General features: G+C 43.5%; 26 protein-coding genes. 16 read left to right on the top strand and 10 right to left on the bottom strand.

Annotated elements, in window-relative coordinates; all coding sequences use genetic code 11:
* Positions 1-7: 7 nt before the first annotated feature.
* A complete protein-coding gene (locus BMW86_RS29695; protein WP_255373040.1) occupies positions 8-700 on the bottom strand; it encodes a YoaK family protein in 693 nt (230 codons plus the stop codon).
* Between the two features lie 131 nt (positions 701-831).
* Between BMW86_RS29695 and BMW86_RS29690 the strand changes: the two genes are divergently transcribed.
* The gene (locus BMW86_RS29690; RefSeq protein ID WP_089787157.1) at positions 832-2,031 is read left to right on the top strand and encodes an NAD(P)-dependent oxidoreductase; all 1,200 of its coding nucleotides are present in this window, start codon (positions 832-834) and stop codon (positions 2,029-2,031) included.
* 37 nt (positions 2,032-2,068) lie between these two features.
* Here the strand turns inward: BMW86_RS29690 and BMW86_RS29685 are convergent, their stop codons facing one another.
* The 4 genes from BMW86_RS29685 to BMW86_RS29670 form a co-directional block, all read right to left on the bottom strand.
* Positions 2,069-2,860 carry a DUF3825 domain-containing protein gene (locus BMW86_RS29685; protein WP_089787155.1) on the bottom strand — a complete coding sequence of 264 codons (792 nt, stop codon included), beginning with the start codon at positions 2,858-2,860 and terminating at the stop codon, positions 2,069-2,071.
* A gap of 321 nt (positions 2,861-3,181) precedes the next feature.
* Positions 3,182-3,904 (bottom strand): tRNA1(Val) (adenine(37)-N6)-methyltransferase, encoded by a 723-nt coding sequence (locus tag BMW86_RS29680; RefSeq protein ID WP_089787153.1) that lies wholly within the window; start codon positions 3,902-3,904, stop codon positions 3,182-3,184.
* A 6-nt stretch (positions 3,905-3,910) separates the two neighbouring features.
* Positions 3,911-4,906: a tRNA (adenosine(37)-N6)-threonylcarbamoyltransferase complex transferase subunit TsaD gene (gene tsaD, locus BMW86_RS29675; protein WP_089787151.1), complete on the bottom strand. Its 996-nt coding sequence runs from the start codon at positions 4,904-4,906 to the stop codon at positions 3,911-3,913.
* Positions 4,907-4,924: 18 nt separating this feature from the next.
* Positions 4,925-6,178 (bottom strand): ABC transporter permease, encoded by a 1,254-nt coding sequence (locus tag BMW86_RS29670; RefSeq protein ID WP_089787148.1) that lies wholly within the window; start codon positions 6,176-6,178, stop codon positions 4,925-4,927.
* A 91-nt stretch (positions 6,179-6,269) separates the two neighbouring features.
* On the opposite strand from BMW86_RS29670, the gene BMW86_RS29665 reads away from it, so the two are divergent.
* Positions 6,270-7,853: a peptide chain release factor 3 gene (locus tag BMW86_RS29665; RefSeq protein ID WP_089787146.1), complete on the top strand. Its 1,584-nt coding sequence runs from the start codon at positions 6,270-6,272 to the stop codon at positions 7,851-7,853.
* A 327-nt stretch (positions 7,854-8,180) separates the two neighbouring features.
* On the opposite strand, the gene BMW86_RS29660 is transcribed toward BMW86_RS29665, so the two are convergent.
* The 4 genes from BMW86_RS29660 to BMW86_RS29650 all read right to left on the bottom strand — a co-directional run bounded on the left by BMW86_RS29660 (position 8,181) and on the right by BMW86_RS29650 (position 12,331).
* A complete protein-coding gene (locus tag BMW86_RS29660) occupies positions 8,181-8,660 on the bottom strand; it encodes a DUF6265 family protein (RefSeq protein ID WP_143056732.1) in 480 nt (159 codons plus the stop codon).
* Positions 8,632-10,533: a menaquinone biosynthesis decarboxylase gene (locus tag BMW86_RS29655; protein WP_089787142.1), complete on the bottom strand. Its 1,902-nt coding sequence runs from the start codon at positions 10,531-10,533 to the stop codon at positions 8,632-8,634. The genes BMW86_RS29660 and BMW86_RS29655 overlap by 29 nt, the downstream gene beginning before the upstream one ends.
* Positions 10,534-10,633: 100 nt before the next feature.
* Entirely contained in the window at positions 10,634-10,966 is a 333-nt protein-coding gene (locus tag BMW86_RS32645; protein WP_143056731.1) for a hypothetical protein, read from the bottom strand.
* 474 nt (positions 10,967-11,440) lie between these two features.
* Entirely contained in the window at positions 11,441-12,331 is an 891-nt protein-coding gene (locus BMW86_RS29650; protein ID WP_177189435.1) for a type IX secretion system protein PorG, read from the bottom strand.
* Between the two features lie 320 nt (positions 12,332-12,651).
* Between BMW86_RS29650 and BMW86_RS29645 the strand changes: the two genes are divergently transcribed.
* The 5 genes from BMW86_RS29645 to BMW86_RS29625 are packed head-to-tail and all read left to right on the top strand — an operon-like array spanning position 12,652 to position 16,193.
* Positions 12,652-13,581 (top strand): helix-turn-helix transcriptional regulator, encoded by a 930-nt coding sequence (locus BMW86_RS29645; RefSeq protein WP_089787136.1) that lies wholly within the window; start codon positions 12,652-12,654, stop codon positions 13,579-13,581.
* A 25-nt stretch (positions 13,582-13,606) separates the two neighbouring features.
* Positions 13,607-14,710 carry an AI-2E family transporter gene (locus BMW86_RS29640; RefSeq protein WP_089787134.1) on the top strand — a complete coding sequence of 368 codons (1,104 nt, stop codon included), beginning with the start codon at positions 13,607-13,609 and terminating at the stop codon, positions 14,708-14,710.
* A complete protein-coding gene (locus BMW86_RS29635) occupies positions 14,694-15,272 on the top strand; it encodes a GNAT family N-acetyltransferase (RefSeq protein ID WP_089787132.1) in 579 nt (192 codons plus the stop codon). Before BMW86_RS29640 ends, BMW86_RS29635 begins: the two co-directional genes overlap by 17 nt.
* A 12-nt stretch (positions 15,273-15,284) precedes the next feature.
* A complete protein-coding gene (locus tag BMW86_RS29630) occupies positions 15,285-15,776 on the top strand; it encodes a GNAT family N-acetyltransferase (RefSeq protein WP_089787129.1) in 492 nt (163 codons plus the stop codon).
* A gap of 3 nt (positions 15,777-15,779) precedes the next feature.
* Positions 15,780-16,193: an EamA family transporter gene (locus BMW86_RS29625; RefSeq protein WP_089787127.1), complete on the top strand. Its 414-nt coding sequence runs from the start codon at positions 15,780-15,782 to the stop codon at positions 16,191-16,193.
* Here BMW86_RS29625 and BMW86_RS29620 read toward each other — a convergent pair.
* A complete protein-coding gene (locus tag BMW86_RS29620) occupies positions 16,162-16,827 on the bottom strand; it encodes a helix-turn-helix transcriptional regulator (protein WP_089788250.1) in 666 nt (221 codons plus the stop codon). The two genes, BMW86_RS29625 and BMW86_RS29620, sit on opposite strands and share 32 nt — an antisense overlap.
* Positions 16,828-16,905: 78 nt before the next feature.
* Between BMW86_RS29620 and BMW86_RS29615 the strand changes: the two genes are divergently transcribed.
* The 9 genes from BMW86_RS29615 to BMW86_RS29575 all read left to right on the top strand — a co-directional run bounded on the left by BMW86_RS29615 (position 16,906) and on the right by BMW86_RS29575 (position 25,169).
* A complete protein-coding gene (locus tag BMW86_RS29615) occupies positions 16,906-17,466 on the top strand; it encodes an NADPH-dependent FMN reductase (protein WP_089787125.1) in 561 nt (186 codons plus the stop codon).
* A gap of 18 nt (positions 17,467-17,484) precedes the next feature.
* Complete coding sequence (locus BMW86_RS29610; RefSeq protein WP_089787123.1) at positions 17,485-17,814, top strand: HesB/IscA family protein; 330 nt, start codon at positions 17,485-17,487, stop codon at positions 17,812-17,814.
* A gap of 22 nt (positions 17,815-17,836) precedes the next feature.
* A complete protein-coding gene (gene sufB, locus BMW86_RS29605; RefSeq protein WP_089787121.1) occupies positions 17,837-19,282 on the top strand; it encodes a Fe-S cluster assembly protein SufB in 1,446 nt (481 codons plus the stop codon).
* A gap of 46 nt (positions 19,283-19,328) precedes the next feature.
* Positions 19,329-20,093 (top strand): Fe-S cluster assembly ATPase SufC, encoded by a 765-nt coding sequence (gene sufC, locus BMW86_RS29600; RefSeq protein ID WP_089787118.1) that lies wholly within the window; start codon positions 19,329-19,331, stop codon positions 20,091-20,093.
* 14 nt (positions 20,094-20,107) lie between these two features.
* Positions 20,108-21,430, top strand: coding sequence for a Fe-S cluster assembly protein SufD (gene sufD / locus BMW86_RS29595; protein ID WP_089787117.1), 1,323 nt, complete (start codon positions 20,108-20,110; stop codon positions 21,428-21,430).
* 89 nt (positions 21,431-21,519) lie between these two features.
* A complete protein-coding gene (locus BMW86_RS29590; protein WP_089787115.1) occupies positions 21,520-22,767 on the top strand; it encodes an aminotransferase class V-fold PLP-dependent enzyme in 1,248 nt (415 codons plus the stop codon).
* A gap of 7 nt (positions 22,768-22,774) precedes the next feature.
* A complete protein-coding gene (locus BMW86_RS29585; RefSeq protein WP_089787113.1) occupies positions 22,775-23,221 on the top strand; it encodes a SufE family protein in 447 nt (148 codons plus the stop codon).
* The gene (locus BMW86_RS29580) at positions 23,218-23,523 is read left to right on the top strand and encodes an iron-sulfur cluster assembly protein (RefSeq protein ID WP_089787111.1); all 306 of its coding nucleotides are present in this window, start codon (positions 23,218-23,220) and stop codon (positions 23,521-23,523) included. Before BMW86_RS29585 ends, BMW86_RS29580 begins: the two co-directional genes overlap by 4 nt.
* A gap of 80 nt (positions 23,524-23,603) precedes the next feature.
* A complete protein-coding gene (locus BMW86_RS29575) occupies positions 23,604-25,169 on the top strand; it encodes a hybrid sensor histidine kinase/response regulator (RefSeq protein WP_089787109.1) in 1,566 nt (521 codons plus the stop codon).
* Positions 25,170-25,185: the final 16 nt, after the last annotated feature.

The raw sequence follows: 25,185 nt of genomic DNA, 5'->3' as shown, positions 1-25,185 counted from the left end.
CTCAATCCTATGGATTGGGGCTGTTTTCATTACGGACCTTTCTCTTTAAATGATAATAATGATAAATGATACTATCATAATACAACGCAATGATTAAACAACCAGATGCTAAGAAAAGTGTTTTTAATGCATATGTTTTAAAAATAAAGCCCCCCAGTACACATCCTATAAAGAAAAAGCTGATGATAGCTAATTTCAGATAAATGCTTCTGGATAATCGCCGGAATTCAGCTTCCTGGCGGTAAAAGAATAACTGGGATAATTCAATCCCTAAATCAGTAAATAATCCTGTTAAGTGTGTGGTACGAACTACCGATTGTGAGACTTTTGTAACCAAAGAATTTTGCAGCCCCATAGCAAATAATAAAGCACAGGCTATTACCTGACCCTGAAAGCCTGCTAAAACACCGCCCATCATCCCTGTAATTGTCAAAATAAGGATCTCGATGATCATAGGAATAGTATGAGCCACTGCTGGTTTTATCCTTATAACCGTTTCAATTAAGAGATTAGATATGAATGCACCTGCCAGGAAACAAAAAATGTAAATCAGGAAAACCAGGGCTGTGAGGTAGTTCTTTTTTACCAGCTCTTCCGAAAAATAGGCAAAATGGCCAGTAACGTTTGTGGTTAATACTTTAACAGACAAGACGCCCGTAATATTAACAATACCTGCAATAAATGAAAGTGTTGAAGCCAATCGCAGATTATGAAGATATGTTCTACTTTTGCCTTTGTGCCTAAACATGGTGGTAAAATTACGAATATTGTTGCTACTGTTAAATAATTGCTTAGTTTAGAAAACCAAAACAAAACAAACCTCAAATTCTAATGTTACAGATTGGCCTTATAAGGGAAGAAAAACAGCCGCATGATAACAGGGTCGCATTCACTCCACTGCAATGCCAATGGATCACACGCAATTATCCACAGGTAAATATTACCGTACAGCCGTCCGATTGGCGCTGTTTTAAAAATGATGAATACCTGAAAGCAGGGGTTACCCTTTCTGAAGATCTCTCCCACTGCCAGGTACTGCTCGGGATTAAAGAAGTTCCATCAGAGAAACTATTAGCAGGGAAAACATATCTGTTCTTCTCTCATACCAGAAAGAAACAACCACAAAACCAGCATTTACTGCAAACCATCCTGCAAAAACAGATCACACTCATAGATTATGAATGCCTCGTGCATGAAGATGGACAACGGATCCTGGGATTCGGGTTCTTTGCAGGAGTTGTTGGCGCTCATAACGGGATATTAACTTATGGGAAGAAAACAGGCACATTTTCATTAACACCTGTGCATGAATGCCATGACTTTAAAGAACTGATCAATCATTATTTCGGGACTAAATTACCTCCTTTAAAGATTGCTATTACCGGCTCCGGACGAGTAGCAGCGGGGACGCTGGAAGTAATGGGATTACTGGGGATTAAGTATATTCCACCGGAAGAATATCTCATAAATAATTATGCATATCCGGTATATACACAGTTAAAAGCCGGAGAACTTTATCTCAGGAAAACGGATAAAACTTATAGCAGGGAAGATTTCCATTTGCATCCGGATAAATATGATTGCAGATTTTTACCCTTTGTAACAGCGACTGATATATTGATGAACGGGATTTACTGGGATGAACGGATTGCCCCTCTTTTTACCTGGACAGACCTCGCGAAAGATAATTTCCGGATACGGGCAATAGCTGATATTACAGATGATACCAATGGTTCTATTCCCAGTAATTTGGGGGATTCTACGATTGAAGATCCTGTATATGGAGTGGATAGACATACACATGTGAAAACAGCTCCTTACCTGCCCGATACAGTCGATATGATGTGCGTGAGTAACCTGCCAAATGAGTTGCCAAGGGATGCTTCGCAATACTTCGGAGATCAGTTGATGAAGTATGTGTTTGATGAATTACTGAAAGATCAGAGTGAGACTTTACATAATGCCACTATAGCGCAAAAGGGGCATCTGACTGAAAGATTTTCTTATCTGCAGGATTATGCAGATTTATAAAAAGAAAGAAAACGCAGGGTTAATCATCGTCTTTTCATTATGGCTTAAGCCATTCATCATCCGGCTTTGCTATTAAACGAGCATTATTAATGGCCATATCTAATGTCAAACATGTTCGTCCTGAATAAAAATTATTTTCTTTATAAATAGTAAGAGCTAAGTCTGCCTGATGAGGTTCGATCAAACAGAGTGGCAAAAGTAATTGAAGCTGGCCCTGCGGAACATATTGTCCTCTATAAAATTGAGGAATTGCAGTCTTATAATTCCTGTTAATTCTCTTTTTCGCATGTTCTAAAGCACCATTAAATGTATTAATAAGCTGATGTTGAGAAAGTTGTTGTATCTCTACCGGGAATCGACTAAAATTAGCCTCATCGCCAATAATGTGATCAATTTTTATCCTAAAATCTAATCTGTTATCAAAAATCAAATCTGCCGGATTTGTGAAATAGGTAGCCCTTTCAGGTAAGGACGAATAATAACTCATGGTGTTATCGCTTTCCGTACAAAATTTCATAAAACGCATTCCCTTCTCATTTTCTTTAAAAACTGCAAAAATCTCCTGTTGATGATCTGTTACCAGGCCAGTATTAAAGCAATGAAAACCAGATGTTTCTATAACTTTTCCCTGTTCCTTTAATCTCATGAATGTATGATTCAAATAATTGTAAAGGATAGGCAATGGCCTCGTAGTATAAGTCCTGAAATAATTCCAATTTTCAGTCATAGCCATCTCTCTAAGCCGTTTTAAAAATTCATCAATTCTGCCCAGATAGGCAAAATCTAAAAGAGGTGCTTTTTTTCTTTCCTCTGCTTGTAATTGATACATAATCGTGAAACTTTCTGATTTTTAATAAATATAATTTCCTACATAAAAACAAATACAACAACGAAAAAAGCCCGGGCAGAACCCGGGCCTTTTTCAAAACTTATCTTTTTTTTCTTTCTTTTTTTAAAACTACGTTTTTTTCTTTCTTCCGTGCTTCAAGAGCTAAATGAACGTTTTCTTTTTCTTCCGTTTTTTAAAACTACGTGCTTCTAGAGCGTTTTCTTTTTTCTTCTGTTTTTAAAAACTACAACACAAATCTAATTCACTGGAAAAATATTACCAAATTTTTTATCAATTTTTTTTTCAACTGAGCTATCTGTTTCATAGATAGAGGTAATAAGGTTTTAACAGATCTGTGAATGCAGGAGTATATATATTACCTGTTTCGCGGATAGCCATTTCCTCTATATTCGTTACTCCTTCTCTCTTCTTAAAAATACCAACAGAACGGAAATAATCGTGTTGTACACTTTGTTTGATGTGCAATATCTGCTGTACATCAAACCCTGCGTCAGCGGCTTTTGCAGCAAAATCTGTAAAGGGTTGATAAGGGAGTAATATGGAAAATACACCATCTGGTTTTAGATGGTTTGTGATTACTTCTAACAGTGATGTATAATTTAAAGTAGTAGCATGCATAGCCTGATTACGTAGTTGGTCATTGCTTTTCAGGTCTGTTTCGTAAAATGGCGGATTGGTAATGATGAAATCGTATAAGGCTACAGGTAGCTCCCGTGTATCTGCGTTTATCACTTTGATATTGTTAACCCAGGGAGTAGCTGCAATGTTATCAATAGCCTGCCCCGCTGCGGCAGTATCTAATTCAATAGCTGTAAAATGTGATGACGGGAGTTGTTGTGCCAGCATTAAAGTCAATAACCCGGTACCTGCACCAATATCCATAATCTCTGAAGAGGGCAGGTTATTTTCCAGTATATAACGGGCTGTATAAGCGCCCTGAATACATGCATCTGTGCATACTTTCATAGCACAGGCATCCTGATACACAGTAAATTCTTTGAAACGGAAATAGTTGTTTGCCATAAGAGATTAAAAAGCCGCTCTTGCACCAGGAATAACATCCAGTCCTGCGAACTCGCCTGCCTGGTATTTGTACCATGCTGTAATAGCGATCATCGCAGCATTATCCGTACAATATTCAAATTTCGGGATGTACGTATTCCAGCCATATTTCGCACCCTGCTCTTCTAATGCTTTCCTAAGACCGGAATTTGCACTCACCCCTCCTGCTATACCGATTTCTTTAATACCGGTTTCTTTAGATGCTTTTACCAGTTTATTCATCAGTATACTGATAATACGCTGCTGGATAGAGGCACAGATATCTGCCAGGTTATCCTGTATAAACTGAGGTTCCTGCGACTGTATAAAGTAAAGTATAGATGTTTTAAGACCACTGAAGCTGAAGTTAAGCCCTGGTATCTGCGGCTCCGGAAATTTGAACCTTTTGGGATCACCCTGAGCAGCATATTTATCGATAAGCGGGCCACCCGGATATGGCAAACCCAATAATTTAGCGCTTTTATCAAAGGCTTCCCCCGCCGCATCATCCAGCGTTTCGCCGATGACTTTCATCTGCAGCGGACTATCACAGCGAACTATCTGGGTATGCCCACCAGAAACAGTAAGGCATAAAAAAGGAAAAGAAGGTTTAGATTCTGCAATGAAATTAGCCAGCACATGTGCCTGCATATGATGCACCGCTATCAGCGGAATATCCAGCGCCATTGCCAGGGACTTAGCAAAAGAACTACCCACCAGCAAAGACCCCATCAAACCAGGAGCCTGAGTAAAAGCGATCGCGCTTAACTCCTCTTTACTAACACCAGCTTTTTTCAACGCCAAATCCACCACAGGCACAATATTCTCCTGGTGTGCACGGGATGCCAGCTCAGGCACTACACCTCCGTATTGCTCATGCACTGTCTGGTTGGCAATGCAATTGGATAATATTTTTCCATCCACCAGCACAGACGCACCGGTATCATCACAAGAAGACTCTATGGCCAGTATTTTTACAGACATGGGCGCAAAGGTAGGAAATTAGTTACTCCTGATTGCCACCACAGCGTCTAATTTAGAAGCAGAAAACGCCGGGATAAACCCTGCTATCATCCCTACAAAAGCAGAGATAGTCAATCCGAGGATAATATTGGAAAGTGTGAGCGTTACCACGAAAGTACTGAGACTATTGGCTACCAGGGTCCCCAGGAACACCAGCAGCAAACCTATTCCACCACCTACGATACACAACAGGATAGATTCCATGAGGAATTCCATGAGAATCACACTGCGTTTGGCGCCAATGGCTTTTTTAAGCCCGATAATACTGGTACGTTCTTTCACCGTTACAAACATGATATTGGCAATACCAAACCCTCCCACCACCAGCGCAAAAAAGGCGATGAAAAAGCCACCCATATTGATAGCAGCAAATACGCCATTCAGATCATCAGAAGCACTGGTAATCTCATTAAGAGAGAAGTTATCTTCCATTGTAGGCCTCAACCGGTGAACAGCCCGGATAATACCCCTCAGCTCATCCTTCATTTCCGGCATGGTAGAAGTAGGAGCCGTTTTTACCAGGATATAAGGGTCCGCATACCGGCGTTCATCCACAATGGTACGCCCATATTTATAAGGTACTATTACAATATTATCATAGCTGACAATGTCCAGCATACTGGAACCTTTCTTTTTCAACACCCCTATGATCTTGGTCGGCCTTCCTTCAATACGGACAGTTTTGCCCAATGCTGCTTCCGCAGAGCCAAACAATCCTTCCCAGAGGTTAGCACCAATGATGGCCACGTTGGCCGATCCATCGTTTTCCTTGCCTATAAAGAAGTGACCCGCTGAAATGGAGATCTGCTGCACTTTATCGTAATCCTGCGTAACAGCCATAAAATCCACCCCCTGCATATAATCATTCCCATATTCTATCCGCTTATTATTGGAAGAGAATGCAAATGCGGCCGCGCTGGCACTATGTACCTTGTCCTGTATGTATTTCAACTCTTTGTATTCAGGCAGTGGCCTGTTCATGTATTTCCACCAGGGCGCATCCGGCCCACCTTCCCAGGGCCATTTCTGGACAAATATCACGTCATCACCCAGCGCTGCCAGGTCAGTACGAACATTGCTTTCCAGACTGTTAGTAGCCGTGAGAACGGCAATAATGCAGAATATACCGATGGTTATACCTAAGAGGGACAGGAAGGTACGCAGTTTGTTAACCCGCAACTCCTGTAAAGCCATTTTAAGGCTGTTCCATAATATTTTTATAGTGGCTATCATAGATACATGTAAATTAATGATTAATCATGATATTCACCATTCTTCTCATTCTTTCTAAGTACCTTTGCAAACATTTTTGGTACAAACTAATATGAAGTACGCAAGCGAAATCAACAAACGGAAGACATTTGCCATTATAGCCCACCCGGATGCCGGTAAAACCACCCTTACAGAAAAATTTCTGTTATTCGGTGGCGCTATCCAAACGGCCGGAGCGGTAAAATCCAATAAGATCAAGAAGCATACTACGTCCGACTTTATGGAAATAGAGCGCCAGCGTGGTATCTCTGTGGCTACTTCCGTAATGACCTTCGAATACAGGGATATGCTGGTTAACCTGCTGGATACCCCTGGTCACAAGGACTTTGCTGAGGATACTTACCGTACGCTCACCGCTGTGGACAGCGTTGTGCTGGTGATAGACTGTGTGAAAGGGGTGGAAGAACAAACCGGTAAACTGATGGATGTATGCCGGATGCGTGATACCCCGGTGATCATATTCGTCAATAAACTGGACCGTGACGGTAAAAACCCTTTCGACCTCCTGGACGAACTGGAAGAAAAACTGAATATCAAGGTGCGTCCCCTCAGCTGGCCTATTAACGGCGGTAAAGACTTCAAAGGCGTTTATAACCTCTATAATAAAAGCTTCGTTTCCTTTGCCCCTAACAAGAAAGCAACGGATGATGATATCGTTCCCCTTACAGACCTTTCCAGCTCTTATATAGACGAACATTTCAATACACAGGATGCTGCACAGTTACGTGCAGACGTGGAACTGATTGAAGGTGTGTATGATACGTTCGATAACACAGAATACCTCCAGGGTAAAATGGCTCCCGTTTTCTTCGGTAGCGCCGTAAATAACTTTGGTGTAAAAGACCTGCTGGATACCTTTGTGGAAATCGCACCCATTCCGCGTAGCCGCGAAGCCAGTACCCGCCCGGTAGATGTACAGGAAGATAAATTCAGCGGTTTTATCTTTAAGATCCATGCGAACTTAGATCCCCGTCACCGCGACCGTATCGCTTTCCTTCGTGTATGCTCCGGACGTTTTGAAAGGAATAAGTTCTTCCATCACGTACGACTGGATAAAGAAGTACGCTTCAGCAATCCATACAGCTTCCTGGCCCGTGACAAGAATATAGTAGATGATGCTTATCCGGGTGATGTGGTAGGTTTATTTGATACCGGTAACTTTAAAATTGGTGATACTCTTACTGAAGGAGAAGATTTTTACTTCACCGGTGTTCCCAGCTTCTCTCCGGAGTTGTTTAAAGAGGTGATCAATAAAGACCCGATGAAAACCAAACAGCTGGAAAAAGGTCTTTTACAGTTAACAGATGAAGGGGTAGCACAGTTATTTACCCAGCATGGTGGTAACCGTAAGATCATTGGTTGTGTGGGCGACCTGCAGTTTGAAGTAATCCAGTACCGCCTGTTACAGGAGTATGGCGCTTCCTGCCAGTTCAACACCCTTCCTTTCTATAAAGCCTGCTGGATTACCGGCAATAAGCAGAAGATAGAAGACTTTATCCGTTTTAAGGGACAGAACATTGTATCTGATAAAGATGGCCACCTGGTATACCTGGCGCAGTCTGAATGGTACTTAAATACAGAACGTACCAACAATCCTGAAATAGAATTCCATTTCACTTCTGAAATACATAAATAATAAAAGCCGCTTCTGAGATCAGGAGCGGCGTATTTTGAATTGTACGACCAACTCGAAGTACAATTGCAGACTGTCTTAAATGTAAAACGTATAGCAAAGCTACACCAGCTTTGCTTTTTTTATTTATGGATTTGGGAATTTGATTTACGCAAAGAGGAATAGAACAGTAACGAAACAGATATTGAACAGGAACAAAACAGGTATTGAAGAGGTTTATCCTACGTTTATCCTACGTCTTTAACGTAGGATAAACGTAGGATGAACCTCTTCAATAGCCGATTAATACCTGTTCAGAGCATTAAAAAGGCCCCTTCCGGAGCCTTTTACTTATTCTCTTGTATACTGTAAGATAATCTCACTAAATGTTTTTTCCTGTTTCCCCTCAAAATGCGCATCCATATGCCGGTCATCTTTCCATCGGTAAGTGATCTTCTGCGGATAAGGACTATCCAGGTTCTCTGCCACAAATCCCACCGTTTTCAATACGCGTATCTTAAACCGCAAAGGTTGTCCTGTCTGAGGGTCTTTCACAGCAGCAATCGTATAAAAGAGCCCTTCCGGAGTACGTAACAATTTCATTTCATCCTGCTTCACACTATCCTTGTCAACAATACGCCAGCTGGTACCCTGCCATGCATCATCATTTACCTTCACCCAGTTCTCCCTGAACGTGCTATGTTTCGCACGCATCAGCCACTTACCCTCCATACGGTCCAGGAAATGAAAATCGGCATTGGTTACCTGCGCATGAACGTGCAGGCATGTTATCAGCAGCAGACTACTGCTGTACAATAGCTTCCTCACCATACATCTGTTGTTTATATTTATGTGAAGGGGAAGCGATAAAAGGTCCGATGTTGAGTGATACCCATTTCTCATCTATCTTTTGGATAGTAGCATCATCAGCTACGATGATATTGGGCCAGTCGCGTTCGAAGTTATCCAGTAAGCGGGTTTTCTGTGTGCCATCCAAACCAATACCTGCCATGGTTTTACCCTGCCTTATTACAAAATTATCACGACGGGGGTCCAGGTTATTGCAGAAACGCCATAAGGCAGAAGCCAGATCGCTTACATCTACGGTATGCTCTACATAAAGAACCATCTTGACACCTGCCATTTCCGGCAGATTATAAAGCTGTTCATTCAGTTCTTTAATATGGAAAGGGCGGGTCTTTTCTACAGCTATCAGCACACAGGGAATATCATCTTTCAACAGGGAATCATTGATCCCTTTGATCTCCCTGAAACGCTGTATGATCTCTGCTACGCTAATCTTATTAATCGTAGTAAGTAATTCACCTTCAATCTCCTCTTCATATTTACGCGTACCATCAATACACATCTTACCGCCAAAACCCATTTTAGAGCAGGAATGGTCCAGCACATCCATAGGTCCCTGGCTAAAGTAAATATCCGTAGCCGGGTTCAGATGACGGAACATGTATTGTGCTAACTGTTTGTAGTCGTGAATATTAGCCCCTTCATCTGTCACTGCCAGGATCTTGTTGAACATCATTTGTCCGGCCCCCCACATAGCATTCATCACCTTCTGGGCCTGCCCCGCATAATCCTTCTTGATCTGGGCGATCACCAGGTTATGGAACACCCCTTCTACCGGCATTTCCATATCTATGATTTCAGGTACCAGTGTCATTTTAATAGGCGCCAGGAAAATCCTTTCTGTCGCCTTCCCTATCCAGGCATCTTCCTGTGGCGGGATACCCACTATAGTAGAGGGGTAAACAGCATCTTTGCGGTGAGTGATAGCAGTCACATGGAAACGTGGGTACCAGTCGGCCAGAGAATAATACCCTGTATGATCTCCGAAAGGTCCTTCCCATATCAGTTCTTCATCCGGTTCCACATAACCTTCTATTACAAAGTCTGCATCGGCAGGTACTTCCAGTTCCGGCTGTGAAATACACTTTACCAGCTCTACTTTCTGCTTGCGCAGGAAACCTGCCAGCATGTACTCATCTACGTTTTCAGGTAAAGGAGCGGTAGCGGAATAGGTATATACAGGATCACCGCCTAAGATAACGGCTACCGGCATACGCTTCTTCAGCTTTTTATATTCCATGAAGTGTTTGGCAGATACTTTATGTTTATGCCAGTGCATACCGGTCATCTTATTATCAAACACCTGCATGCGGTACATCCCTACATTGCGGGTACCGGTATTCGGATCTTTGGTATGAATAACAGGTAAAGTGATGAACGGACCGCCATCTTTAGGCCAGCACGTCAATACAGGTAATTTGCTGAGGTCGGGGTCTGTCATCACAACTTCCTGACAGCTACCTTTGCCACTAACCACTTTAGGCATCCAGGAAGCAAACTGGCCCAGTTTAGGTAACATGGAGAGTTTATCCAGTATCCCTTCCTTGGGTTTAGACAGCATTTTAAAAAGGTCTTCTATTTCACGGGCTACATCATCCAGCTCTTTTACGCCCAATGCCAGGCACATACGTTTGTAGCTGCCCATTGAGTTGATTAATACCGGGAAATCGTACCCTGTATTTTCAAAAAGCAATGCTTTACCACCATGGGGTGATTTGCTTACCCTGTCTGTAATCTCAGCTATTTCCAGCTTAGGATCAACATAAGTCTTGATCCTTACCAGCTCTCCTGCCTTTTCGAGTGTATCAATGAATTGTTTCAGATGTTTATATGCCATAGCCCAGTTACTAAAAACGAATGACGAATTACAATCAGGCGCAAAGATACGCACAATCGTAATTCGTCATTCGTAATTTGTAACTGAAAAACCAATTAAACTAGAAACCAACTACTATCGGGCCGGTCGCGATCACTACTCTCGGACCACGTGGGTAATATACTCTTGGTGGTGGTGGTGGCGGAGGGCAAGGTGCTTCATAATAAACTACTCTTGGTTCCGGGCGACAAGCATAACCACCTCCGTAATATCCACTGTAACGAGGAGCAGGACGGCAATCATCCCTACGGTATTCTCTTTCGTAACCACGGCCACCATGACCGTATCCGTATCCGCGTCCTCTGTCACCTCTGTCAAAATCTCTTCTGCCCTGTGCCTGGGTACTAAGTATAGCTCCGCCTATTAGCATCGTAATTAATACTATCCGTTTCATAACTGTTTGTTTATGTTGTTTAGAGAAAGGTTGTAGTAGAAAATTTATTAATAGTGATGATGAACTGGTCTATGGTGCCAGTGGTGATGCACTACATGGTGACGGTGTACAACACGTCCATGACGGTGCGGCCTTGGAGGTAACGGAGGATGAGGAAAACGGTGTGGGTGATGAACCGCTACCGGATGAGGAGGAAGTGGAGGTTGTGCATTCGCAAACGTAAAACTTCCTAAGATAAATATGCTGAGAAAAATTAACTTTTTCATGATCCAAACATTTAAAAATAATGAGTTAATAAGTAGTTTGATCCGGATCTTATTCTTAACACTATTTAACAGTTAGATACTGACTGCCAAAGGCTTTTGTCGTATTGTACCGCTCTGTTGTATAGTAAAAGCCAATAAGTATGCCAAAAAAAATCTCCCGGTTGTAACCGGGAGATCAGCATGATATAGAATGATGAATAATATTGTGTTACATGCGCGGACAATCGGAAAATTTCTGTTTACCCCAGTGTCCCCACGGGCCTTTTGTGCCTCCAAAACGATAGCCAATTGTAAATCCGGAGAAAACGTACCAGTCGTCATTCTTCTGGGAACCTCTGGGATAACCATCTATAGGATAGGTCCCTTTACCACGATAGGCATAATCTACTGATTTCTGTCCCCTGTATTGTAATAGCGTGTTCCTGTCTACATACCCCATGCTCACATCATCCAGATAATCTGAAAAAGTTTTCCTGATACCTATTTCAAAACCAAGTACCCAGGAGTCTGTCAGTAAGAATTTAGCGCCTGCTCCAAAAGGAATAGCAATAGAACGCAGGTTATACTGTTTTCTATCCGGGTACATAGGCAGCCCCTGCCCTTCTGTAGTTAATGTACGCAGCTTTACCACGTTACCATTAGCATCTCTGGCGGTAGGATAAAAACTAAAAACGGCGATCCCCCCAAATACATAAGGCGTGAATCGTTTTTCATCAATATCAAGGAAATTAAATTCACCTATCAGGCTTCCTTCCATAATAGGAGAACGGAAACTGAGGTTACGGGCTACCAGGTTCGGATCTTTATTGGTGCTGTCAGCACCGGCTATCCTGCCGTAAGTGAACCCGGCACGCAGACTAAAATAACGGTTAAAATCCCTTTTGGCCCAAAGGCCAATGGAATACCGGGTATACCTGAAGTCTATACGCTTTTCTGCAAGGTCCCCACTATAATTACTTGTCCCTAAAAAACCACCTACCTGCCAGTACTGCTGACTGAAACCTGCTAAAGGCGCAAAAATCAATACCAGGACTACTACTTTCTTAAATACGGTTACTGTTAAACGGTTCCTCAATGCACATAAATTTGGCACCAACATAAGGGCTGGATTAAATAATAGTGATCTGTACATGATTGATGTACATACTTTCAAGGCAGGTATAAGGGGATATCAGAACAATTGTCTTATAACGTCTAAAACTGGCAAAAATTGTAATACAGGTAATTATACGCGCTAAGAACGGACGCAAAATAATGCTTTTCTTCTCTACTGCAAAGCCCGATGCCGTATTAATGCAGCATTTATTTGTTGGAGCGTTTTTTTTCTTAATATGCGTTAAAATTCTTATTTTGAGTTAGTTCTGATCAACTTAATAATTGTAGACACCCTGCTGATAAATCCTCTTAAAATAACCCGCGATGAAAAACAAACCTCCAACCCAGGAGTCCATGGAACAACTTGCTGTGAAGGCCCTTGGCTTTGCCGATGATCACGTAGCAGATGCATTTGAAATGAAGGACGTATCCGAATGGCTCGGCATTTCCTATTCTTACTTTTACCACAGCTTCACTGCTGTGATGGACGAACCTTACTGGCAATACGTAAAACGTCATCGCCTCGAATTATCTGCCGGATTGCTGAGACATAGCGGCTATAATATCAGCGAGATCGGAGAACGTTCCGGTTATGCTACCGTAGCTGCCTTTACAAAGGCATTTACACAGTATTTTAATAAGAGTCCGCGTAGTTTCCGTAAGATAGATACCCTGCCCAAGGAAAAGCGTACCCTCGAACTCGTAGACGCCATTGTTCAATCCTTCGATAAGAAAGGAAACCTGATTGCCCCCTATTTCAGCTTCGAAAGAACAGAAGCCGAAGTACTGCCCGAAAGTATGCTGTTCTATACCCTGCTGTCTCATAAACAGGACCCCGTAGTACAGATGATCATGAAAATGAACCGGGAAGAACAACGGATGCGGAAAATATTATCCGGCCTGGAACTGCCCCATGCAAGAGTGATCACCAGTACCCTGGATGCCGTACCTGTTACAGAATATGAGAAAATGAGCATGTATGCAGGTATCCTGATCCCCGCTAAAGATGTAACGGCACAGCTGCTGCATACCGCCGCTTCCGAAGGCCTCATGGCCAAAAGAATGCCCGGAGGCCATTACCTGCGCCTGCCTTTACCCATGGATTTCGCTACTGCAGGTATCCCCATGTACGAGTTTATCAACCGTTACGTAAACGAAGGCGTGTTTAAAATGAGTGGTAACCATTTCTTCATATCACTGCTGGCACCTAATGCCTGCGAGATTTATATTCCATATTTGAAGCAACTATTATAATATATTTGGGTAAAATACACTGTCCATGAACGAAGTGAAGTTACCCTTCAACGCACGGTTGGCTTTTACCCTGATATCTATCTTACTCATTATATACATCCTGAGGCTCGGGCATGAACTGATCATACCACTGATCTTTGCCTTCCTGGTGTCTATTACACTGCTTCCCGTGGCTAACCAGCTTGAAAAATGGCGGTTTTCACGGGGAGCAGCTGCTCTTACCGTTATCCTGCTCTTTCTGGTTATCCTGGCTGGTATTACTATGCTGCTGATTTCTCAGATGGGCTCTTTTGTGGACGACTTCCCGCATTTACAGGCACAGTTGCTGCAGTCACTGAACGGCTTACAGGGATGGATAAACGTTCATTTCCATATCAACTCCCATAAACAGATGGACTACCTGGAACAGTTAGCCATGGGTACCCTGGGTTCTGCTACCAGCTTCCTGAGTACCACCGTATTATCTGTCTCCTCCCTCTTTATCTTCTTCATTTTCGTGATGTTATATACGTTTTTCCTGCTCCTGTACCGGCGGTTACTCGTTACCTTCCTGATACGGGTTTTTAAGGACGAACACCGGGATATACTCGAAGACGTTATTATCCAGACACGTTCTATCATTAAAGGGTATTTAACCGGACTGATGATAGAAATGACCGTAGTGGCTATTGTGAACTGTACGATCTTCTGGATCCTGGGTATTAAATACGCTACACTGCTGGGTATTATGGCGGCCATCTTCAATATCATCCCTTATGTAGGGATCTTTGTAGCCACCATTTTATGTATGCTGGTGACCCTTACCAACAGCTCCGTACCTATTACTATACAGGTAGGGCTTTGCCTGTTACTGGTGCATTTTACGGACAGCAATATCCTGCTGCCCCGTATTGTAGGTTCCAAGGTGAAAATCAATGCGCTGGTAACTATCCTGGGCGTAGTAGCCGGTAACCTCATCTGGGGTATTCCGGGTATGTTCCTGGCCATCCCTGTCATTGCCATCCTTAAAATCGTTTTTGAACATATAGAATATATGCAGCCATGGGCCCTTTTACTGGGTGATGTGACACTTAAAAAGAAAAAAACCGAAGTAACCAAAGCCCCCGAACCCGATGTCGCTAGCGAATAAATCAATTACGGAAGTACCCGTACTGACCACAGAGAATCTGATATTGCGTGCCATAGACGAAAAAGACCTGGCAGGTTTGTTCGCTATTTTTTCCAGCGAGCCTGTTATGCAATTTATGGATGTGGAACGTTTTACCAATATTTCTGAGGCCGCTCAGATGGTTACTTTTTTCCGGGAAAAACTGAGCATAGGTGAAGGGATTCGCTGGGCTATCTGCCTGAAAGACAATGATCAGCTAATAGGTACCTGTGGTTTTCATCATATCAGTCCCACACATTATAAATGCGAGATCGGGTACGACCTGCTCCCTGCCTTTTGGGGTAAGGGAATTATGACCAACGCCCTCCATGCCATCCTGCAGTTTGGGTTTGAACAAATGAATTTCAACAGGATTGAGGCTATAGTAGATCCTATTAATACAAAGTCTTATGCCTTACTGGACAGACTTGGTTTTCAAAGGGAAGGATTACACAGACAGTCATTTTTCGAGAAAGGCAGATTTGTGGACGTATATATTTACAGCATGTTACAGGGGGACTATAAAAATGAACTTCATTTTTAATATTTTTGTTCCATGCTATTTAGGAATGCCACTACAGAAGATCTTAAGGAGATAGTCGGGATCTATAATACTACCATTGCAGGAAGAATGGTAACTGCTGATACTGAACCAGTTACAGTAGATAGCCGGATAAAATGGTTTAATGAACATTCTCCCGAAAAACGCCCCTTATGGATGGTGGAAGAGAACGGTACCTGCGTCGGATGGGTCAGCTTCCAGTCGTTTTACGGCCGCCCGGCTTACAATGGAACTGCAGAAATAAGCATCTATCTACATGAAAATCAGCGTGGTAAAGGTCAGGGAAAAGCGATTTTAGAATACGCGATGGCACAATGTCCATCCCTTGAAATACATACTTTACTGGGATTTATCTTTTCGCACAACCTTCCCAGCATCCGGTTGTTTGAGAAACTGGGCTTTAAGGAATGGGCACATCTCCCCAATATTGCAGTACTCGATAACGTAGAAAGAAGTTTAAGTATCCTCGGTAAAAGAATTTATTGATCTATGTGGGTGATTTATGCTTTACTCTCCGCTATTTTCGCTTCGCTAACAGCCATTTTCGCTAAAATAGGTGTGGCGGATATTAATTCCGACCTGGCTACTGCCATCCGGACTGTCATCATTGTGATAATGGCCTGGGGTATTGTTCTGTTCAGAGGGGAAAGCAAGGGGTTACAGCATATTTCGAAACATGGACTGCTGTTCCTGGTATTATCCGGACTGGCAACCGGGGCATCCTGGATCTTTTACTTTAAGGCATTACAGATAGGGAAAGTATCCCAGGTGGCTCCTGTAGATAAACTGAGTGTGGCATTGACTATTGTGCTGTCAATTGTATTTTTACATGAAGCACTGACCATCAAAACTGCCATTGGGGCCGCATTGATTATGGGAGGAACGCTGGTACTGATTTTATAAGAGCTATTTTATATACACATCTGCGATCTCCGGCAATAATGTGGTTGGTTCGGCTAACTTCCACTTCATCTCCTAATATAGATGCAAAGGTGTTAAGCTCTGATTTACAGATATTTGCACATTTTGAAGCTGCATTACAAATTGGACAGTGATTCTCTATAAATATAAAACCGTCATCTTCTGCATGCCATTCGGCCAGGTAACCTTCGGAGGTACGCATAGCAGCGAACTGTTCCAGCTTTTCGGCCAGATCGGTGATGCCCTGGAGGGCAAGAGTATATTTTTCCTGTTGCAGGCGTTCGCGGGCAGTCACTACTTTTTCAAGCGCTGCTTCGCCCAGCTCTTTGCGGATGGTTTCTATCAATTGAAGGGAAAACTCCCCATGGGTATCAGGGAAATGCGCATGCCCCTGGGGTGTAAGATTCCAGATTTGTACGGGACGGCCTACTCCTTTTGTGGTAGTAGCCGACATCACGAGGCCCTCTTCTGCCAGCTTTAATAGCTGCAGCCGGGCGCCTTCTCCTGTTATTTGTAAAGCGGCTGCCAGCATTGCGGCCGATTGTGGCCCCTTCGTCTTCAGTAACTGCAGGAACCGGTCCGCTGTCGCTTTGGTGATGGGTCTATAATTTTCCAAGTTATTACTTGTTTTATTATCAAATGTCGTAATTTTGTAGGAGTAAAAAAAATTTGTTGCTACATCAACATACATAGAATGAACGTATTGATCTTCAACGGCACGATGGACAGCAGCCCCTATACTACGGCGAATAAACTGACTGGTTATTTTGAAGACCAATTCCGTCAGAAAGGCTTTAATACAGAGGTGTTTAGTCCTGCAGGCGGCCACATTCCATTTTTTGAATACCCAAAAGGAGAAGTGCCTGCCCCCGTACAGGCGATGTGCGATGCTTTCCTGAAAGCAGACGTACATGTGTGGTTAACACCACTTTATCACGGGAGTATGACCGGGGTAATGAAAAACACCCTGGACTGGCTGGAAATGACCAGCAAGCTCAGTCATCCTTATTTAACGGGAAAGGTTGTAGCTTTGGTGTGCTGGGGAGACGGTTCACAGGCGATGCAGGGCATCAATGCAATGGATTCGGTAGCGAAAGCATTAAGGGCATGGGTACTGCCATTTTCCGTACCTATTATGAAAGAACACCTGTATGATGCCGAAACCAAAGACTTTACGGTATCCTATAAACATAAATTTGATATGGTGATCTCCCTGCTGGGAGATGCCAGGATGGTAAGGACGGTTCAACATTAACTATAATAAGGAAGCAATATGATAACAGTATCAGAAAAAGCAGGCGAATATATCAAGGCGCTCATGATCAAGGAAAATCATGCGCCTGATACCTTTGTGCGCGTAGGCGTAAAAGGCGGCGGTTGCTCCGGACTGGAATACGTGATGAAGTTTGAAAGCACTGATCATCAGGAAGGAGACCAGACATTTGAAGACAGAGGCGTAAAGATAGTGGTGCAGATGAAAAGCCTTTTGTACCTGTATGGTACAGAGCTTGACTACTCTGACGGGTTGAATGGCAAGGGCTTATACTTCAACAACCCAAACGCTACCCGTACGTGTAGCTGTGGCGAAAGTTTTGCGGTGTAGCATTAATTAACTAATTCGGAAAATGAGAAATAGCAACGAAATAATAGATGATATAGCCAACAAGGAATACGAGTTCGGCTTTACTACTGACATTGAGATGGATATCGCTCCTGTTGGCCTCAATGAGGACACCATTCGCTTTATCTCTGCTAAAAAGCAGGAACCGGAATGGCTGCTGGAATGGCGCCTGAAAGGTTTTGCGGCTTTCAAGAAAATGAAATTCCCTAACTGGCAGCACTTTAAAATGCCGGAACTGGACCTTCAGAAATTATCTTACTACGCAGCTCCTAAAGAAAAGAAAAAGCTGAACAGCCTGGATGAAGTAGATCCTGAACTGCTGGCTACCTTCGACAAACTGGGTATCTCACTGAAAGAACAAAAAGTACTGGCTGGTGTGGCCGTAGACGTTGTATTCGACAGCGTTTCCGTAGCTACCACCTACCGCGCCAAACTGGAAGAACTGGGCATTATCTTCTGCTCTTTCGGAGAAGCTGTTAAACATCACCCTGAACTGGTAAAGAAATACCTGGGCACCGTGGTCCCTCATTCCGATAATATCTTCGCCGCACTGAACGCCGCCGTATTCTCCGACGGTTCTTTCGTATATATTCCCAAAGGAGTACGCAGCCCAATGGAGCTGAGTACCTATTTCCGTATCAACGCAGAAAATACCGGTCAGTTTGAACGTACCCTCATCATTGCTGATGAAAGCGCCTACGTAAGCTACCTGGAAGGTTGTACTGCTCCTAAACGCGACGAGAACCAGCTGCATGCCGCAGTAGTGGAACTGGTTGCGCTGGACCACGGAGAAATCAAATACTCTACTGTACAGAACTGGTATCCCGGTGACAAAGACGGTAACGGCGGTATCTTCAACTTCGTTACCAAACGCGGTATCTGCAAAGGTAACAGCAGTAAAATATCCTGGACACAGGTAGAGACCGGATCTGCTATCACCTGGAAATATCCCAGCGTGATCCTGCAGGGCGATAACTCTGAAGGTGAATTTTACTCTGTGGCAGTTACCCGTAACAAACAGATCGCAGACACCGGTACCAAAATATATCACCTGGGCAAAAACACCCGCAGCCGTATCATATCCAAAGGTATCTCTGCAGGTCATAGCGATAATACTTATCGTGGCCTGGTACAGGTAGGACCACGTGCTGCAAATGCACGTAACTACACACAATGTGATTCCCTGCTGATAGGTGACCGTTGTGGCGCTCATACCTTCCCTTATATCGAATCAAGGAACAGTACTGCTACCGTTGAACACGAGGCTACTACTTCCAAGATCGGGGAAGACCAGATATTTTACCTGAATCAACGTGGTATAGAAACAGAAAAAGCAGTAGCCCTTATCGTTAATGGCTACGCGAAAGAAGTGCTGAACCAGCTCCCGATGGAGTTTGCCGTAGAAGCACAGAAACTGCTGTCTATTACACTGGAAGGTAGTGTAGGGTAATATATCAACAACATTTATACAAGAAAAACAATAGAGAAATAATATCATGCTGACGATTAAAAATCTGCACGCAGAAGTAGACGGTAAAAAAATACTGAAAGGCATTAACCTGGAAATCAAAAGAGGTGAGATGCACGCTATAATGGGACCTAACGGTTCCGGCAAAAGCTCACTGTCTTCTGTACTGGCTGGTCGTGAAAATTATACGGTTACTGAAGGGGAAGTCATCTTTGAAGGTAAGAACCTCCTGGATCTCTCTCCCGAAAATCGTGCCCGCGAAGGTATCTTCCTGGCATTCCAGTACCCCGTAGAAATACCAGGTGTATCTAACCTGAATTTTCTGAAGACTGCCTTAAATGAAATCCGGACTTACCACGGCCTGGCTCCTATCGAAGCAAAGGAATTCCTGAAGCTGACAAAGGAAAAACAGCAGCTGGTAGACTTTAATGCCAATCTGATGAACCGCTCTCTGAACGAAGGTTTTTCCGGTGGTGAAAAGAAACGTAACGAAGTATTTCAACTGGCTATGCTGGACCCAAAACTGGCTATCCTGGATGAAACGGATTCCGGTCTGGATATCGATGCCCTCCGTATCGTTGCAGCTGGTGTAAACAAACTGCGTAGTGCAGACAAGGCTTTCATGGTTATTACTCACTATCAGCGTCTGCTGGACTACATCGTTCCGGATTTCGTACATGTATTGTATGATGGCCGTATCGTAAAGACCGGTAACAAAGAACTTGCTTTGGAACTGGAAGAAAAAGGCTACGACTGGCTGAAAGAAGAGGTACACCAGAAAGAATCCGTTTAACACTTAACCAGAACATGACCAGCGACAAATCATTTTTCGACTTTATATCAAACGGGCTGCCGGGGCCAGAGCTGAGAGAAGACGCAGATAATGCGATCCTTCCTGCACGCCAGCTGGCTTTCAGCCGGTTCAGGGCATTGGGTCTGCCTTCTGTGAAAACAGAAGAATGGCGCTATACCAATATACAACGCTTTCTGAAGGATTCTTTTTCCTTAGCTCAGGAAGAAGGTACTATCACCGCTGAACAACTGAAAACAGTAAATACCAAAATCCCTCAACTGGACAGCTACACTGCTGTACTGGTGAACGGACGCCTGCAAATTGCATTATCCAAACTGCCTGCTGAAGGAAAGATCACCATCTCCAAACTCAGCGATGCAGCTAACAATACTCAATTACAGTTATGGTTTGATAAACACCCGCACCTGCAACAACAGCCTTTTGCTGCGTTGAATGCGGCCCTGTTTGCAGACGGTCTCTTTATCGAAGCTGGCCAGAATGCCAGCCTGGATAAACCCCTGCACATCATCCATATCTACACTACCGCAGAAAACGCTTTCATACAGCCCCGCCACCTGCTGGTGCTGCATAAAGGTGCTACACTGGAGATTGTAGAATCTTCCGTAGGCATGAATGAAACAGCCATCGCTTTTGTAAACAGTGTTACTGAAATAATACTGGAAGAAAATGCAGAGCTGTGGCATTACAACCTGCAGAGCAGTGAAAAGAACAGCCGTCATATTTATCATACTTCTACCGTACAGAAGGCAGACAGCCGTTACCATCACTTCAACTTCACCCTGCCTTCCGCAGAGCTTACACGCAATAACCTGAGTGTAGCACTCACCGGCAGCAATACAGAAACAAACCTGCATGGCCTTTACCTGGCTACCGATGAGCAACATGTAGATAACCATACATTCGTTGATCACCTGGTGCCTAACTGTAACAGTAATGAACTGTACAAAGGCGTGTTACTGGATAACTCCAATGGTGTTTTCACCGGTAAGATCCATGTACACCAGGATGCACAGAAAACCAACGCTTTCCAGCAGAACAACAACCTGCTGATGAGCGAAAAGGCAAGCATCAACTCACAACCGCAGTTAGAAATATATGCGGATGATGTGAAATGCAGCCATGGTTTCACTGTAGGCCGTTTCAGCGAAGAATCTTTGTTCTACCTGCGTTCCCGCGGTATTGGCGAAGAAGCTGCGAAGACCCTGCTGGTAAACGCTTTTGCGTTTGACATTACAGACCAGGTGCATATCCCGGCATTGCAGGACTTCCTTTCTGAGAAGATCCGCAAGTATGTATCCGGCGCTATCAACAATTAATTAAGTAAGAAATTACGATCTTTGTATGAGGTCATCCGGGTTCATACCTGGATGACCTCAAATGTATCAGAGAAATAATAACACTCATTATGCAACACGTACCCGACATAACTGTTCCGGCATTGGATGTAGAGAAGATCAGAAGGGATTTCCCGCTGTTACAGGAAAAGGTATACGGCATCCCGCTGGTATATCTTGACAATGCGGCTACCACGCAGAAACCACAGGTTGTTCTGGATGCCCTGGAACAATACTACACTACCATCAACAGCAACGTACACCGCGGTGTGCATCACCTTAGCCAGCTTGCTACAGATGCATACGAAGGTTCCCGTAAAACTATAGCCGGCTTTATCAATGCACGTAAACCGGAAGAAGTCATCTTTACCAAAGGCACTACCGATGGTATTAATCTGGTGGCTAACTCTTACGGACGTGGCGTCATCAAACCGGGAGATATCGTGCTGGTATCTGCGATGGAGCATCACTCCAATATCGTTCCCTGGCAGATCATGTGTGAAGACAGAGGCGCTGAGTTACAGGTAATCCCTATGAATGAACAGGGTGAATTACTGATGGACCAGTTTTCTGCTTTGCTGAATGACCGTGTAAAGATCATTGCTGTTACCTGGGTGTCTAACGCATTAGGTACCGTGAATCCTGTACACGAGATCATCGCTCAGGCACATGCCCGTAATATCCCTGTATTATTAGATGCTGCGCAGGCCATACAACATATGCCGGTGGATGTACAGGAACTGGACGTAGATTTCCTGGTATTCTCCGGACATAAATTATACGGTCCTACCGGTATTGGTGTACTATATGGCAAAGAAGAATGGCTGGATAAACTGCCTCCTTATCAGGGTGGTGGAGATATGATCAAGACCGTTACTTTTGCCAAAACAATTTACAACGTACTGCCGTATAAGTTTGAAGCCGGTACACCGGATATCAGTGGTGCGATTGCATTAGGCACAGCAGTAGAATATCTGCAGAAAGCAGGTATAGAAAATGTGCAGCAATGGGAAGAGCAACTGATGGAATATGCCACGCAACGTTTACAGGAAGTACAGGGTCTGCGCTTTATAGGCCAGGCTAAGAAGAAGACCGGCGCTATCTCTTTCCTGATAGATGATATTCATCCGTACGATCTGGGAGAACTGCTGGATAAGCAGGGTATCGCTATCCGTACAGGACATCATTGCGCAGAACCGGTGATGACTGAGTTTTGTATTCCGGGCACCGTACGCGCCTCTTTTGCAATGTATACAACAATGGAAGATATTGATAAACTGGTAGCAGGTATTCAGAAAGCTGCTTCCATGTTAAGATAATGGGACTATGACTATCAAAGAAACACAGGACGAACTGATATCGGATTTCTCCTTCATGGAAAACTGGATGGACAAATACGAGTATATTATCCAGCTTGGAAAAGATTTACCACTGATAGATGAAAAGTATAAAACACCGGATAACCTGATAAAAGGTTGCCAGTCGCAGGTGTGGTTACATACTGAAATGACCGGTGGTAAACTGGTATTTACAGCGGATAGTGATGCAGTAATTACCAAAGGGCTGATCAGCCTGATGGTAAATGTATTATCCAATCATACACCAAAGGAAATTACAGAAGCAGACCTGTATTTTATTGAGGCAATAGGTCTTACCAGTCATCTGTCCCCTACCCGATCCAACGGCCTGTTAAGTATGCTGAAGCAGATGAAAATGTATGCTTTTGCTTACCAGGCAACTTCTCAATCACAAAAAAACGGCACGGAATTATGAGCGATTTAAGAGATAAAATAGAAGAAGTACTGAGGACTGTACATGATCCTGAAATCCCGGTTAATATTTACGAGTTAGGACTTGTATATGAAATCAGGATAGGTGATAATAACCGCGTTGGCATCACCATGACACTTACAGCACCAGCCTGCCCTGTAGCAGGAGATATTGTACGTGAAGTAGAGGAAAAAGTAAAGGAGATAGAAGAAGTTTCTGATGTGGATGTAACACTTACTTTTGATCCCCCCTGGACTAAAGATATGATGAGCGAAGAAGCCAAATTAGAATTAGGCTTTTTGTAATAAAAAGGGAACTTCTCACGGAGTTCCCTTTTTAGCTTGATTTTTGAGGTATCCCTATCGCCATTTATATTTAGAAAAGAATGATATTAATTGTCGACGATAAGCCGGAAAATATTCTTTCGTTAAGGAAAACACTCGAATTACACGATTTTGAAGTTGATACTGCCCTTTCCGGAGAAGAGGCATTAAAGAAAATCCTGAAGAATAATTACGCATTGATCATACTGGATGTACAAATGCCCAGTATGGACGGCTTCGAAGTAGCAGAGACGATCTCCGGCTACAGCAAAGCCAAAGATGTACCTATCCTGTTTCTCTCTGCTGCTAATAAAGACAAAAAATTCATTGCCAAAGGATATGCATCAGGTGGATTGGATTACATTACCAAACCCGTAGACCCCGATATCTTACTCTTAAAAGTAAAAACATTCATCAAATTATACGAACAGAACAGGCAGTTACAGGCCATGCACGCGAATCTTCAGCAGGAAGTTGAAGTGCGTAAACAGGCGCAGGCCGCCCTCAATGCTAAAGTACAGGAGCAGCATTCCATTCTGGAATCCCTGCCACAGGTGGCTTTTACAGCCCGTGCAGATGGGGCTGTAGAATATGCGAACCGTTACTGGTTCCATTATTCCACATCTCTGGATAAATTCCCTGAAACATTCAACCAGGACCAGCACCCTATTTTTGTATGGGATAATGCAGTGAAGGCAGGTTTGCCTGTAGAAAAAGAAGTCTATCTCCATCATAGAATCCATAATCATTTTCGTTGTCACCTCTTACGGGTAATTCCACTGGAAGAAGATGGCCGTATCATTAAATGGGTAGGCACGTTCACGGATATTGCCCATCAGAAACAGGCGAATGAGATCCTGGAGCAACGGGTGGTGGAACGTACCCAGGAACTACAGGAGATGAATCAGGCACTGGAAGCCAGTAACCACGAGCTGCAACAGTTTGCCTCTGTGGCCTCTCATGACCTCAAAGAACCACTGCGTAAAATCCAGCTTTTCGGTACCATATTACGCGATCGGCACCTGGGTACCAATCCGGATGCATTGGGCTATATGGAACGTATTGTAGGCTCTTCTGAAAGAATGACGAAGCTGATCAATGATCTGTTAAGATATTCGCGCCTCTCTGCCGGGGATAATTTTGAACTGGTAGATGTGAACGCAACTATCAACGAAATACTGGTTGATCTTGAATTGTCTGTACAGGATACAAATGCAGAGATTACTGTGCAGGATATGCCTGCATTACATGCTATTCCCGGGCAGCTTAGACAGGCATTCCAGAATATCATCAGCAATGCGTTGAAGTTTACCCGTGAAGGTGTAAAACCCATTATCCAGGTGAAAGGAGAAAGGGTGGCACATAAGGAGTTTGAGAGCGAGGTTGCTGCAGAAGGACCTTACTGCCGGATTACGATCACAGATAACGGGATTGGGTTTAATGAGATGTATCTGCCAAAGATCTTTAACCTGTTCCAGCGTTTACATGGCAGTGAGGCTTATGAAGGGACCGGGATTGGTTTAGCGATTGCAAAGAAGGTGGTGGAAAAACATCAGGGGATTATCAGTGCACATAGTAAAGAAAATGAAGGTGCTACTTTTATCATGGTATTACCAATAGAGCAATGATTCAGTTTGATTTTTG

It is taken from the genome of Chitinophaga sp. YR573 (assembly GCF_900110995.1).
Taxonomy (GTDB): Bacteria; Bacteroidota; Bacteroidia; order Chitinophagales; family Chitinophagaceae; genus Chitinophaga.
This window is presented reverse-complemented; position numbering and strand designations above follow the sequence as displayed.

Coding starts and splice junctions, on each gene's coding strand:
- BMW86_RS29655 (WP_089787142.1), bottom strand. CDS start 10,533: ATGGCATATAAACATCTGAAACAATTCATTGATACACTCGAAAAGGCA.
- BMW86_RS29590 (WP_089787115.1), top strand. CDS start 21,520: ATGCAACACGTACCCGACATAACTGTTCCGGCATTGGATGTAGAGAAG.
- sufB (WP_089787121.1), top strand. CDS start 17,837: ATGAGAAATAGCAACGAAATAATAGATGATATAGCCAACAAGGAATAC.
- BMW86_RS29685 (WP_089787155.1), bottom strand. CDS start 2,860: ATGTATCAATTACAAGCAGAGGAAAGAAAAAAAGCACCTCTTTTAGAT.
- BMW86_RS29625 (WP_089787127.1), top strand. CDS start 15,780: ATGTGGGTGATTTATGCTTTACTCTCCGCTATTTTCGCTTCGCTAACA.
- BMW86_RS29665 (WP_089787146.1), top strand. CDS start 6,270: ATGAAGTACGCAAGCGAAATCAACAAACGGAAGACATTTGCCATTATA.
- tsaD (WP_089787151.1), bottom strand. CDS start 4,906: ATGTCTGTAAAAATACTGGCCATAGAGTCTTCTTGTGATGATACCGGT.
- sufD (WP_089787117.1), top strand. CDS start 20,108: ATGACCAGCGACAAATCATTTTTCGACTTTATATCAAACGGGCTGCCG.
- BMW86_RS29580 (WP_089787111.1), top strand. CDS start 23,218: ATGAGCGATTTAAGAGATAAAATAGAAGAAGTACTGAGGACTGTACAT.
- BMW86_RS29690 (WP_089787157.1), top strand. CDS start 832: ATGTTACAGATTGGCCTTATAAGGGAAGAAAAACAGCCGCATGATAAC.
- BMW86_RS29635 (WP_089787132.1), top strand. CDS start 14,694: ATGTCGCTAGCGAATAAATCAATTACGGAAGTACCCGTACTGACCACA.
- BMW86_RS29660 (WP_143056732.1), bottom strand. CDS start 8,660: ATGGTGAGGAAGCTATTGTACAGCAGTAGTCTGCTGCTGATAACATGC.
- BMW86_RS29640 (WP_089787134.1), top strand. CDS start 13,607: ATGAACGAAGTGAAGTTACCCTTCAACGCACGGTTGGCTTTTACCCTG.
- BMW86_RS29615 (WP_089787125.1), top strand. CDS start 16,906: ATGAACGTATTGATCTTCAACGGCACGATGGACAGCAGCCCCTATACT.
- BMW86_RS29680 (WP_089787153.1), bottom strand. CDS start 3,904: ATGGCAAACAACTATTTCCGTTTCAAAGAATTTACTGTGTATCAGGAT.
- BMW86_RS29575 (WP_089787109.1), top strand. CDS start 23,604: ATGATATTAATTGTCGACGATAAGCCGGAAAATATTCTTTCGTTAAGG.
- BMW86_RS29610 (WP_089787123.1), top strand. CDS start 17,485: ATGATAACAGTATCAGAAAAAGCAGGCGAATATATCAAGGCGCTCATG.
- BMW86_RS29645 (WP_089787136.1), top strand. CDS start 12,652: ATGAAAAACAAACCTCCAACCCAGGAGTCCATGGAACAACTTGCTGTG.
- BMW86_RS29650 (WP_177189435.1), bottom strand. CDS start 12,331: ATGTTGGTGCCAAATTTATGTGCATTGAGGAACCGTTTAACAGTAACC.
- sufC (WP_089787118.1), top strand. CDS start 19,329: ATGCTGACGATTAAAAATCTGCACGCAGAAGTAGACGGTAAAAAAATA.
- BMW86_RS29670 (WP_089787148.1), bottom strand. CDS start 6,178: ATGATAGCCACTATAAAAATATTATGGAACAGCCTTAAAATGGCTTTA.
- BMW86_RS32645 (WP_143056731.1), bottom strand. CDS start 10,966: ATGAAACGGATAGTATTAATTACGATGCTAATAGGCGGAGCTATACTT.
- BMW86_RS29585 (WP_089787113.1), top strand. CDS start 22,775: ATGACTATCAAAGAAACACAGGACGAACTGATATCGGATTTCTCCTTC.
- BMW86_RS29630 (WP_089787129.1), top strand. CDS start 15,285: ATGCTATTTAGGAATGCCACTACAGAAGATCTTAAGGAGATAGTCGGG.